The sequence below is a fragment of the Bradyrhizobium sp. ARR65 genome (assembly GCF_000472385.1).
Lineage (GTDB): Bacteria > Pseudomonadota > Alphaproteobacteria > Rhizobiales > Xanthobacteraceae > Bradyrhizobium.
The window spans coordinates 24608-36485 of record NZ_AWZU01000063.1; the positions used below are offsets into that span (position 1 = coordinate 24608).

The 11878-nt window shown below is 64.7% G+C and carries 11 protein-coding genes and 1 pseudogene; 11 read left to right on the plus strand and 1 reads right to left on the minus strand.

What is annotated here, in order from left to right; translation table 11 throughout:
- The first annotated feature begins 1 nt into the window (after position 1).
- The 11 genes from F758_RS0138210 (at position 2) to F758_RS50340 (ending at position 11276) form a co-directional block, all read left to right on the plus strand.
- A complete protein-coding gene (locus F758_RS0138210) occupies positions 2 to 1081 on the plus strand; it encodes an ABC transporter ATP-binding protein (RefSeq protein ID WP_024512774.1) in 1080 nt (359 codons plus the stop codon).
- Complete coding sequence (locus F758_RS0138215; protein WP_024512775.1) at positions 1078 to 1275, plus strand: hypothetical protein; 198 nt, start codon at positions 1078 to 1080, stop codon at positions 1273 to 1275. Before F758_RS0138210 ends, F758_RS0138215 begins: the two co-directional genes overlap by 4 nt.
- Positions 1272 to 2684 carry an Asp-tRNA(Asn)/Glu-tRNA(Gln) amidotransferase GatCAB subunit A gene (locus tag F758_RS0138220; protein ID WP_024512776.1) on the plus strand — a complete coding sequence of 471 codons (1413 nt, stop codon included), beginning with the start codon at positions 1272 to 1274 and terminating at the stop codon, positions 2682 to 2684. The genes F758_RS0138215 and F758_RS0138220 overlap by 4 nt, the downstream gene beginning before the upstream one ends.
- On the plus strand, positions 2681 to 3679 hold the full coding sequence (locus F758_RS0138225; RefSeq protein ID WP_024512777.1) for an ABC transporter ATP-binding protein: 999 nt from the start codon (positions 2681 to 2683) through the stop codon (positions 3677 to 3679). The genes F758_RS0138220 and F758_RS0138225 overlap by 4 nt, the downstream gene beginning before the upstream one ends.
- A 106-nt stretch (positions 3680 to 3785) precedes the next feature.
- Positions 3786 to 4055, plus strand: a complete 270-nt coding sequence (locus F758_RS0138230; protein ID WP_024512778.1) for a GlsB/YeaQ/YmgE family stress response membrane protein — start codon at positions 3786 to 3788, stop codon at positions 4053 to 4055.
- Positions 4056 to 4287: 232 nt separating this feature from the next.
- Positions 4288 to 6033 (plus strand): type I secretion system permease/ATPase, encoded by a 1746-nt coding sequence (locus tag F758_RS0138235; protein WP_024512779.1) that lies wholly within the window; start codon positions 4288 to 4290, stop codon positions 6031 to 6033.
- Complete coding sequence (locus tag F758_RS0138240) at positions 6030 to 7367, plus strand: HlyD family type I secretion periplasmic adaptor subunit (RefSeq protein WP_024512780.1); 1338 nt, start codon at positions 6030 to 6032, stop codon at positions 7365 to 7367. The genes F758_RS0138235 and F758_RS0138240 overlap by 4 nt, the downstream gene beginning before the upstream one ends.
- Positions 7368 to 7743: 376 nt before the next feature.
- Positions 7744 to 8838: an amidohydrolase family protein gene (locus F758_RS0138245; RefSeq protein WP_024512781.1), complete on the plus strand. Its 1095-nt coding sequence runs from the start codon at positions 7744 to 7746 to the stop codon at positions 8836 to 8838.
- A complete protein-coding gene (locus F758_RS0138250; protein ID WP_024512782.1) occupies positions 8835 to 9944 on the plus strand; it encodes an amidohydrolase family protein in 1110 nt (369 codons plus the stop codon). The genes F758_RS0138245 and F758_RS0138250 overlap by 4 nt, the downstream gene beginning before the upstream one ends.
- Positions 9945 to 10048: 104 nt before the next feature.
- Positions 10049 to 10462, plus strand: coding sequence for a Rieske (2Fe-2S) protein (locus F758_RS0138255; RefSeq protein ID WP_024512783.1), 414 nt, complete (start codon positions 10049 to 10051; stop codon positions 10460 to 10462).
- Positions 10463 to 10682: 220 nt separating this feature from the next.
- Positions 10683 to 11276, plus strand: a complete 594-nt coding sequence (locus F758_RS50340; RefSeq protein ID WP_210200109.1) for a hypothetical protein — start codon at positions 10683 to 10685, stop codon at positions 11274 to 11276.
- Between the two features lie 412 nt (positions 11277 to 11688).
- Here F758_RS50340 and F758_RS52405 read toward each other — a convergent pair.
- Positions 11689 to 11878: pseudogene (locus F758_RS52405) on the minus strand (IS110 family transposase); the annotation flags it as partial.

An 11878-nucleotide genomic window follows, 5' to 3' on the forward strand; every position in this document is an offset into this window, starting at 1 on the left:
CATGACCGAGACGAGTCTCGTGGTCGAAAAACTGGAGCCGATCGAGGACCGCGGCGGCGCGGCGCAGCCGCTCCTGCATGTCAACGGGCTGACAAAGCATTTTCCGGTGCGCGGCGATCTCTTCGGCGCGCGCAAGACCGTGCGCGCGGTCGACGATGTGTCGTTCTCCGTGCTCAAGGGCGAAACGGTCGGAATCGTCGGCGAATCCGGCTGCGGCAAGTCGACCACCGCGCGGCTTTTGATGCATCTGATGCCGCGCGATGCCGGTGAGATCATCTATGACGGCATGCAGGTGGGCCAGGCGCTGTCGCTGCGCGAGCTGCGCCGCGGCATGCAGATGGTGTTCCAGGACAGCTATGCTTCGCTCAATCCGCGACTGACGGTCGAGGAATCGATCGCCTTCGGTCCGAAGGTGCACGGCATGGCGGACGCCGCCGCGCGCGCGCTTGCGCGCGAGCTGCTCGGCAAGGTGGGCTTGCGCCCGGAGACTTTTGCCAATCGCTATCCGCACGAAATTTCCGGCGGCCAGCGCCAGCGCGTCAACATTGCGCGGGCGCTGGCGCTGTCGCCGCGTCTGGTGATCCTGGATGAAGCCGTTTCCGCGCTCGACAAATCCGTCGAGGCGCAGGTGCTCAATCTGCTCGCTGACTTGAAGCGCGAATTCGGGCTCACCTATCTCTTCATCAGCCACGATCTCAATGTCGTACGCTATATCTCCGACCGCGTTTTGGTGATGTATCTCGGCGAGGTGGTCGAGCTCGGGCCGGTCGACGAGGTCTGGGATCAGCCGGCGCATCCTTACACGCGTGCGCTGTTGGCTGCGATGCCATCCTCCGATCCCGACAACCGCACGCAAACCCCGCCGATCTCGGGCGATCCGCCCAACCCGATCGATCCGCCGCCGGGCTGCCGCTTTCACACCCGTTGTCCATTTGCGGAGCCGCTCTGCGCAAATGCGACGCCAAAACTTTTCCCGCTCGGTAATATGGGCCACCAGGCTGCGTGCTACATGGTGATCCCAGGTTCCGGCCACAGCCGCGCACCAACAAAGGCGCCAACCAAGGAGCAAGAGGCTCGATGACAAGGCCCAGTCCAAAAGACATAAAGGCGGTGGCGGAAACGTCGGGTGTTCCCGTGGAAGCGAATGTGGCCGAGCGCATCGCCAATTCGATCGGACCCGCATTCGAAGGTTTCTCTGCCATTGCCGGCACGCTGCCGTTCGATCTCGAGCCCGCGAGCTTTTTGCTGGCGCAGGTTTTGGAGGCCGGCAAATGAGCCTTGAGCCTGCCTTGATGTCGCTGATGGAGGTCGCGGACGCGATCGCCGCCAAGCGCCTGTCCTCGCACGAGGTGACGCGCGCCTGCCTGCACCGCATCGCGCAGTGGCAACCGCGCCTGAACGCCTTCATGGCGATCGAGGCCGAGGCCGCGCTGAAAGCCGCCGATGAAGCCGATGCGGCGCTCGCCAAGGGCAATCGCCGCGGTGTGCTGCATGGCGTGCCGCTCGCGCACAAGGACATGTATTACGAGGCCGGCAAGGTGGTGACCTGCGGCTCGCCGATCCGGCGCGATTTCGTCGCCACCAGCACCTCGACCGCGCTGCAGCGGCTGAATGATGCCGGCGCGATTCGTCTCGGCTCGCTGCAGATGGCGGAGTTCGCCTACGGACCGACCGGGCACAATGCGCATTACGGTCCGGTTCATAACCCGTGGGGGCTCGACCACATCACTGGCGGCTCGTCCTCGGGCTCCGGCTCGGCCGTTGCCGCGCGCCTGACCTTTGCCGCGCTGGGCTCGGACACCGGCGGCTCCATCCGCATGCCCGCGCATTTCTGTGGGATCACCGGGTTGAAGACGACGTACGGCCGCGTCAGCCGCGCCGGCGCGATGCCGCTGTCGCAATCGCTCGACACGGTCGGGCCGCTCGCGCGCAGCGCTGAGGATTGCGCCCTGTTGCTCGCCCTTCTGGCCGGCCCCGATCCCGAAGATCTCACCGCAAGCCATGCGCCGGTTCAAGATTATGTGGCGGCGACCAAGGCGCCGATGAAGGGCGTGAAGATCGGCGTGCCCACAGCATTCTATGTCGACGATCTCGACGTCGAAGTCGCCCGCATCCTCGATCAGACCATTGCCGTCCTGAAGAGAGAGGGCGCCGAGATCACCCCGGTCGAACTGCCGGATCAGCGCCAGCTCTCCGCCGCCTGTCAGCTCCTGCTCGCGGTCGAAGCCGCGGCGTTCCACAAGCGCTGGCTGATCGAGCGGCCGCAGGATTACGGCCCGCAGGTGCTGATGCGACTGCAGAATGGGCTCGCGGTTCCCGGCGTGACCTATCTCGAGACCATGCGCTGGCGCGGCCCCGCGCTCGCTGCGCATATCGCGGCCACCAGCAAGGTCGATGCCGTGCTGGCACCCGTCGCTCCGATGCCGGCACCGACAATCGCCGAGAGCGATGTCGGCAACAGCCCAGGTGCCGAAGCGGTGATCCAGCGTCTGACGCGGTTCACGCGGCCGATCAACTATCTCGGCCTGCCGTCGCTGGCCGTGCCGGCCGGTTTCACCAAGGCTGGTCTTCCCGTCGGGATGCAACTCATCGGCCGCTCCTTCGATGAGGCGAGCATCCTGCGCATCGGCGCCGCGTTCCAGCGTGCCACCGATTTCCACCAGAAGGCACCCGTGCTCGCATGACCGGCCTTGTCGAGATCTCCGGCCTCAACATCCGCTTCACCGGTGAGCGCACGGTCTATGCGGTGAACGATCTCTCGCTGTCGCTCGGGCATAGTGAAGTGCTCGGCCTTTTGGGCGAATCCGGCTCGGGCAAGAGCGTGACGCTGCGCGCGCTGATGCGGCTGTTGCCGAAGAAGCGGACGCAGATTTCGGGAAGCGTCAATGTCGCGGGCAAGGACGTGCTGGCGCTCTCCGACGACGAACTCTCGGCGTTCCGCGGCCAGACCGTCTCGATGATCTTCCAGGAGCCGGCGCTGGCGCTCGATCCGGTCTACACCATCGGGCGCCAGATCGCGGAAACCGTGGTGCGCCATGAAGGCAAGAGCTTTGCCGAGGGGAGGGCGCGCGCGCTGGAAATGCTCGAGGTGGTGCGCATTCCCTCCGCCAAGCGCAGGCTGGAGGCCTATCCGCACGAAATGTCCGGCGGCATGCGCCAGCGTGCCATGATCGCGCTCGCGCTCGCCTGCAAGCCGAAGATCCTGCTCGCGGACGAGCCGACCACGGCGCTCGATGCCACCGTGCAGATCCAGATCCTGCTGCTGCTGCGCGAATTGCAGCGCGAGTTCGGCATGTCCGTCATTTTCGTCACCCACGACATCGGCGTCGCCGTCGAAATCTGCGACCGCGTCGCGGTGATGTATGCCGGCCAGATCGTCGAGCAGGGCAGCCTGCGCGACCTCGTGCGCAGCCCCGTTCACCCCTATGCCCGCGGCCTGTTGGCTTCGACCATTCATGGCGCGAGGCGCGGAGAGCGGCTGGAAACCATTCCCGGCACCCCACCCTCGCTCGACAAGCCCCCGCACAATTGCTCCTTCGCGCCACGCTGCGGCTTTGCGGAAGCCCGCTGCGCCGAGGCGCTGCCGCCGAATGTCGAGATCGGCGCGGGCCGCTTCGCGCGCTGCATCCTTCCCGAACGGGCCGGGACCATGGAAACCAGGACTGTTGTTACGCCGTAACAGCGCGGCCCCAATTCCCGCCATCGCGCCTTTTTGGGATCGTCACATCAGGCGGTTATGGCTAGGTTCGCCGGCAGCGAATCAGGGACGTGCAGACGGGGAAGCCATGTATTTGTCCAATCAGAGCCTTCTGGTCATCCTGTTCGTCGGGCTGGTCGCGGGCTGGCTTGCGGGCAAGATCGTCCGCGGCACCGGTTTCGGCATCATCGGCGACATCGTGATTGGCATTCTGGGTGCGCTCATTGCGAGCCTGTTGTTCCCCAAAATCGGCATTCATCTCGGCACCGGGGTGCTGTCGGCGATCTTCTATTCCGTGCTCGGCGCCATCATCCTGCTTTTCGTCGTGCGGCTGGCGCGAAGCGGCGGTCGGTTTTGATCGGGCGGAGCCGCCCCTTCAGCCGTTCGTCGGGTCGGGATAGGATGAACGGGCGGTTCGCGGGGCACACGGCCTGGTTGTGATTGGCGTCATCGCGCCGAAGCTGATACGCATTTAGGTTAATCCCGCTTCGTTGGACCGTCGCGGCAGGAATCGGTATTATTCCCAGTATTTAAGCCTTTGAAATTGCCTATAAGTCGGGCCATGCCCTCCGTTTGAGAGATCAGCATTGATGGCAGCCGTCCCCGTCCGGCGTTCGGAACTTGGTGATGCCTTGCGCGCTTGCCGCAGCGCCTTTGTCGGCGTCGGCATCATGAGCTGCGTCATCAACCTGCTCTATCTCACCGGTTCGATCTTCATGCTGGAGGTCTATGACCGGGTGCTGCCGAGCCGCAGCGTGCCGACCCTGATCGGCCTGATCATTCTCGCGGCGGGTCTTTACATTGCGCAAGGCGTGCTGGATCTGATCCGCGGCCGGATTCTGGGCCGGATCGGCACCGCGCTGGACGAAGCGCTCAACGCGCGGGTGTTCGAGATCATCGTCAAGCTGCCGCTGATGACCGGCGGGCGCAACGAAGGGCTACAGCCGCTGCGGGACCTCGACAATGTCCGCTCGTTCCTGGGCGGCATGGGGCCGGGCGCCTTCTTCGACCTGCCATGGCTGCCGCTTTATCTCGCAATCTGCTTCGCCTTCCACGTCCTGATCGGCATCACCGCGCTGACCGGCGCGATCATCCTGGTCACGTTGACGCTGATCACCGAATATCTGTCGCGCCAGCCCGCGCGCGAGGCCATGGGTCTGGCCGCGCACCGCAACGATCTCGCCGCCGCCAGCCGCCGCAATGCCGAGGTGTTGGTCGCCATGGGCATGGCCGGGCGGCTCGCCAGTCGCTGGGGCGAGGCCAACGCGAAATATCTGGCAGGCAACCAGCGCGCCAGCGACGTCATCGGCGGCCTGGGATCGGTCGCAAAGGTGCTGCGCATGATGCTGCAATCCGCGGTGCTCGCGGTCGGCGCCTATCTCGTGATCCATCAGGAGGCGACCGCCGGCATCATCATCGCCGGCTCGATCCTCAGCGCCCGCGCGCTGGCGCCGGTTGATCTCGCGATTGCGCATTGGAAGAGTTTCGTCGCCGCCCGGCAAAGCTGGCACCGTCTCAACAAATTGTTGGAGCAGGTGCCGGTCAAGCCGGTGCCGACGCTGCTGCAGAGCCCGACGGCGCGCCTGTCGGTGGAAGGCATCGGCATCGCCGCGCCCGGCGATCAGAAGGTGATCGTCAACGATGTGACCTTCGCGCTGACCGCGGGCAGCGGCCTTGGCGTGATCGGGCCGAGCGGATCAGGCAAATCCTCGCTGGTGCGCGCGCTGGTCGGGGTCTGGCAGCCCTTTCGCGGCAAGGTGCGGCTCGACGGCGCCGCGCTCGACCAATGGTCGCCGGAGGTGCTGGGCCGCTATATCGGCTACCTGCCGCAGGACGTGGAACTCTTCGCCGGCACGGTTGCGCAGAACATCTGCCGTTTCGATGCGGAAGCCTCCTCCGACCGCATCATCGCGGCGGCCAAGGAAGCCGGCGTGCACGACATGATCGTCAAGATGCGCGACGGCTACAACACGCAAGTCGGCGAGCAGGGCACGGCGCTGTCGGCCGGCCAGGCGCAGCGCGTCGCGCTGGCGCGCGCGCTCTATGGCGATCCGTTCCTGATCGTGCTCGACGAGCCCAATTCGAATCTCGACTCCGAGGGCGACGAAGCCTTGACGCGCGCCGTTCGCGCCGCCCGGGAACGCGGCGCCATCGTGGTGGTCGTCGCGCACCGGCCGGTCGGCATCGAGGGGGTCGACCAGATTCTGGTGCTCAAGGACGGCCGCATGCAGGCCTTCGGCCCGAAAGAGACCGTGCTCGCGCAGGTGCTGCAGCCGCGCGTGGCCGGGCCCACCCCGATCAAGATCGTCTCCGACGCCGGAGCGGCCAAATCATGAGCGAGAGCGTGCTGCGGATCACGGGCCGTGGTGGCGGGTTGACGGGCGCGCGGCGCGCGATACGGCAGCACGTCATGGCCGGTCTCGTGGTGGTCGCCATGGTGGCCGGCGGCTTTGGGGGCTGGGCCTCGACCACCGAGATCTCCGGCGCCCTGATCGCGCCGGGGCAGATCGTCGTCGAATCCAACGTGAAGAAGGTGCAGCATCCGACCGGAGGCGTCGTCGGCGAATTGCTGGCGCGCGACGGCGATGTGGTCAAGGCCGGTCAGATCGTGGTGCGTCTCGATGACACCGTCACCAAGGCCAATCTCGCCATCGTCACCAAGAATCTCGACGCGGCGCTGGCGCGTGCGGCCCGGCTCGAAGCCGAGCAGCGCGGGCTCGACAAGATCGTGTTTCCGCGGCAGCTCACCGAGCGCGCTGGCGATCCCGATGTCGCCAATGTCATGGCGAGCGAGAGTAAATTGTTCGAGGTCCGCGTCAACGGACGCGCCGGCCAGAAGGCGCAGTTGCATGAGCGCATCCGCCAGCTCAACGAAGAGATCGACGGTCTGACGGCGCAGGAGAACGCCAAGGGCCAAGAAATTGCGCTGGTGCAGCAGGAGCTGACGGGGGTACGCGATCTCTACGACAAGCACCTGGTGCAGATCTCGCGCCTGACCACGCTCGAGCGGGACTCGGCGCGGCTGAACGGCGAGCGCGCGCAATACGTCTCCTCGAGAGCCCAGGCCAAGGGCAAGATCACCGAAACCGAGCTGCAGATCATCCAGGTCGACAAGGACATGGTCAGCGAGGTCTCGAAAGACTTGCGCGAGACCAACGACAAGATCGGCGAACTGATCGAGCGCAAGGTGACTGCCGAGGATCAGTTGCGGCGGGTCGACATCCGCGCGCCGCAGGACGGTGTGGTGGAGCAGTCCACGGTGCACACGGTCGGCGGCGTCATCAATGCCGGCGATGCGATCATGCTGATCGTGCCGCAGAGCGACGATCTGCAGGTGGAAGCCAAGGTCAATCCGCGGGACATCGACAAGCTGCAGGTCGGCCAGAAGACGCTATTGCGGCTGTCGGCCTTCGACCAGCGCACCACGCCGGAACTGAACGGAGTGGTGAGCCGCGTTTCGCCCGACGTCGCCACGGATCAGCGCACCGGCCAGACCTATTACACCATCCGCGTCTCGATGCCGCCGGAGGAGATCGCACGGCTCGGCGACGTGAGGCTGATCCCGGGCATGCCGGTCGAAGCCTTCGTGCAGACCGGCGATCGCACCGTGCTGTCCTACTTGATGAAGCCGCTGCACGACCAGCTCATGCGCGCGTTCCGGGAGAAGTGAGTCCCCGCTCTCTCCGTCGTGCTGGCGAAAGCCCGGAGCCATCACGACAGGCAGATGTTGTTGTTCGAGCCTCTCTCCCCCGTTATGCCAGGCTTGTCCCGCCTGCGGGCCGGAGCTCTTTCGGCGAGACGAAGGCCCGGGCATCCACGTTGCTTCCTCATTTGAGGCCGCAGAGACGTGGCCGGGACAAGCCCGGCCATGGCGCATGCGGTCGGGGATCTTGCTCGTCCATGAACCGCCTGAGGCAATCCTGAGTTTCCAGCATGGCGCTGTGCGCTTTGCGCCTGTTGCGGGCCGCACGGGAGGCTGCTTCAATACCACCAAGAAAGACGGCGCGGCCAAGCGCCGCAGCTTGAGGAAGCGACAGGGAGACGTCATGACGTCAACGATCGCAGGCGGCGTCGATTGCGACCTGCATCCGGCCGTCCCGCATTTGACCAGCCTGTTGCCGTACCTCAACGATTACTGGTGCGATCAGGTCACGACCCGCGGCATGACCGATCTGGTCTCGCAATCCTATCCGCTGCACTCGCCAATCTCGGCGCGGGCGGATTGGCGCCCGGCGCAGGGCAAGCCGGGGTCAAGACTCGAGGACGTTCAACACCAAGCGCTCGAGCCGTTCAAGGTCGCCTTCGGCATCTGTAATCCGCTCTACGGCGTGCAGATGGTGTTTTCCGAGGATATGGCAGATGCTTTTTGCCGGGCCCTGAACGATTGGCTCGCCAAGGAATGGCTCGACAAGGATGCGCGCCTGCGCGGCTCGATCGTGATCCCCGTACAGAGCATAGAGAAATCCGTCGCCGAGATCGAGCGCTGCGCCGCGGACAAGCGTTTCGTCCAGGTCCTGATGCTCGTGATGGGCGACATGCCGCTCGGCAAACGCCACTACTGGCCGATCTATGCGGCCGCCGAACGGCTCGGCCTGCCCATCGGCGTTCACGCCGGCTCGGCCTACCACAATCCGCCGACCTCGGTCGGCTGGGGCTCCTATCACATCGAGGATTATGTCGGCCAGGCCCAGGCCTTTCAGAACCAGCTCACCAGTCTGATCGTTGAAGGCGTGTTCGCGCGTCACCCGAACTTGAAGATGGTGATGCTGGAATCGGGGTTCACCTGGCTGCCGCCTTATCTCTGGCGCCTGCATAAGTTCTGGCGCGGCATCCGCATGGAAACGCCGTGGGTCGATCGCGCGCCGCTCGACATTGTGCGCAGCAACATCCGCTTTTCGCTGCAGCCGATCGATGCGCCGCCCGATCCGGCGATCCTGCATCGGCTGTTTGACCATATGCAGTCGGACGAATTGCTCCTATTCTCAACCGACTATCCGCACTGGCAGTTCGACGGCAACGAAGCGCTGCCGGAGGGGTTATCGTCCAATATCGTCCATAAGATCATGATCGATAATCCCTTTGCGACTTACGGCCGCCTCAAGGAACCTCCGGAAGAGGCGACGAGGGAGACGACGCCATGAACGTGCAGTTCCGCGACCTTCCTGACCAAACAGCAATCGCGACAGCCAAGACCGCGATCGCCGATTGCGACATCCATCCGGCGCGCGCGACCAAGGCGGAGCTGTATCCGTTTCTCGCCAAGCGCTGGCACGACCATCTCGAGACCTATGGCAAGCATCCTTATCAGGGGATGATGGAAGGGCCGCCCTATCCGAAGGCGCAGCCCAATGCCTCGCGCCGCGACGCCTATCCTCCCGAGGGCGGGCCGCAGGGCTCCTCGCTGTCCTTCATGCAGAAGCAGCATCTCGATCCCAACAATGTCGTGCTCGGCGTGCTTAATCCGCTCAACACGGGACAGGGCATCCGCAACCAGGATCTGGCGGCCGCGCTCTGCTCGGCGATCAACGACTGGCAGATCGAGAAGTGGACCAGCAAGGACTCGCGGCTGAAAGCCTCCATTGTCGTCGCCAATGAAGATGGGCGCGCTGCGGCTGCAGAAATCCGCAAGCGCGCGGGCGATGAGAATTTCGTTCAGGTGCTGCTGCTCAGCCGCAATGTCGAGCCGCTTGGCCAGCGCCGTTACTGGCCGATCTATGAAGCCGCCGAAGAGGTGGGACTGCCTGTCGGCGTGCATGCTTTCGGTTTCGGCGGCAATCCGATCACCGCTTCGGGGTGGCCGAGCTTCTACATCGAGGAGATGGTCGGGCACGCGCAATGCCAGCAGACGGTGCTGGCAAGCCTCGTGCTCGAAGGCGTGTTCGAACGCCATCCCAAACTGAAGATGATCATGATCGAGGCCGGCTTCGGCTGGGCGCCATCGCTATGCTGGCGGCTAGACAAGGTCTGGCAGCGCCTGCGAAGCGAAGTGCCGCATGTGAAGCGGCCGCCGTCCGAATACATCCGCGAGCACATCTATTGGACCACGCAGCCGATGGAAGATCCGGAGCGGCGGCAGGATCTGTTCGATCTGATCGAGTGGATCGGCTGGGACAAGCTGTTGTTCGCCACCGATTATCCGCACTGGGATTTTGACGAGCCCTCGCGCGTGCTGCCGCCCGGCGTCAGCGACGCCAACCGCGAAGCCTTCTATCTCGCCAATGCGCGGAAGGTGTATGGCATCACCTGATAGAGGATAGGCCGTGAGTGAACCAGTTCTGGCCGCGAGTCACCTCTCCCATAGGGAGGTGACTCCGCCCGCAGGCACGGCTCAACTTATCTCGTGATGTTCGAATGACCCGACATGTCATAGCGGCGGTGAAGGAGATGCCACCGGGCACGCGCAAATTCCTCACCATCGATGGACGGCCGATTGCCGTCTTCAACATCAAGGGCGAGTTCTTCGGGCTTCTGAACCGCTGCCCGCACCAGGGCGCCTCGCTATGCGAGGGCCCGTTGATCGGGCTCGCGCAGTCGAAAAATCCCGGCGAGATCGAATACACCAAGTTGGGCGAGATCATACGTTGCCCATGGCACGGCTGGGAGTTCGACGTCCGCACCGGCCAATCCTATTGCGACCCCCGCCGCTTTCGCGTGAAAGCCTATCCGGTGCATGTCGAGCCGGGCTCGGCGGTTGTGAAGGGACCGTATGTGGCCGAGACGATCAAGGTCGCAATCGAGAGCGATTACGTGGTGGTGGACTTGTAACCGCCCGCGCCGTCGTTCCAGGGCGCGGGCAACGCGCGCGGCGCGAGAGTCCGGATCGCGATTTGGACAGGGCTCAGACGTGCACAGCATGAGCTGCGCCAAAGCCGTGGCGGACACCTGGACCCGCGCACGACAAGGGCCAGCCGACATCCGCGGTTTCTCCATGCAACCATTCCGGCCGCGGCGCGTTTAAACCTGAGCGCGAAACAGGAAGCAAATGATGCGTAGGATAATGCTGGCGATCGTTGCGGCGTTTGCCTTGAGCTGCGCGCCGATGGCGATGGCCGCGCCGCGTGGCGGCAGTCATTTCGGGGGCGGCGGCGGTCATGTCGGAGGAGGCGGCCATGTTGGCGGTGGCGGTCATTTCGGCGGCGGCGGTGCGCGTTTTGCAGCCCCGCGCGTTGGCGGTGGCGGTCCACGTTTTGGCGGCGGTTCGCGCTTTGGCGGCGCCCCTCGCTTCGCCGCTCCTCATGTCAGGCCTCGTTTTGCGGCACAGCGCGTCGCCCCTCGTTTCGGCGCCACCCAGCGCTTTGTCGGCAGACCCCGTGTCGTCGGTAGACCGCGCTTCGTCGCCAGGCCAGGTGTCGTCGGCAGACCGCATTTCAGGCAGGTCGCTTTTCGCGGCAGTCATTTCCCCCGCCATCGGTTCCGGCGTGGAAGGTTTCATTACTTCCACCGCGGATGGTGGTACGCATATCCTTGGTGGATCGGGACCTCCAGCAGCTACGCTTACTGGTCTAACGTGTGCGCCTCGCGCTGGGGATTTCGCACGTACCGCTATTATCGCTGCATGCGCTACCACGGCTTCTATTGAGGGACGTGGCCGGGTTTAGCCGGCTCGATGACCGAGATGGTTGCCGGGCTTGCACTGGGCGCCCGTAGGGCGAACGATGCAATGTCCCGCCACGATCCTGGTCGGCGCACCGTTTCCGCTATCGCGCTGCGCGCGAACCGAGTTTTTGCGAGACAAATCAAACGCGTTGAAGCGCTGAGCCATCCGCGCGAGATTTTCTGTTTCGTTTTTTCAGAAATTGATGTATGCTGCGTTCGTTCCGCCCCGGCAAGAGCAACTATGCTGTGAGGTAGCCCGGCGATCGGCCGGCCTCAAGGCTGGCGCGAGACGCGCCACCGCCTTCGGCGGCTGACGGCCTTGACCCCGTCCGCTCACCGGTCTGTCGGCTTGGCATGCGCTCGGTCGCAGACCGAGCGCGATCAGATGCGCTCCCTCAGCTGAGCGCGTAGCGGCTGGGATNCCATGTCTCGCCGCGGGCGAGCATCGTGTTGAGGATGACGATCAGCTTGCGCATGCAGGCGATGAAGACAAGCCGCGGCGGCTTGCCCCTGGCAATCAGGCGTTGATAGTAGGCCCTGATCACCGGGTTGTGCTGGGTGGCTGCGCCGACGCAGGGCGTGTAG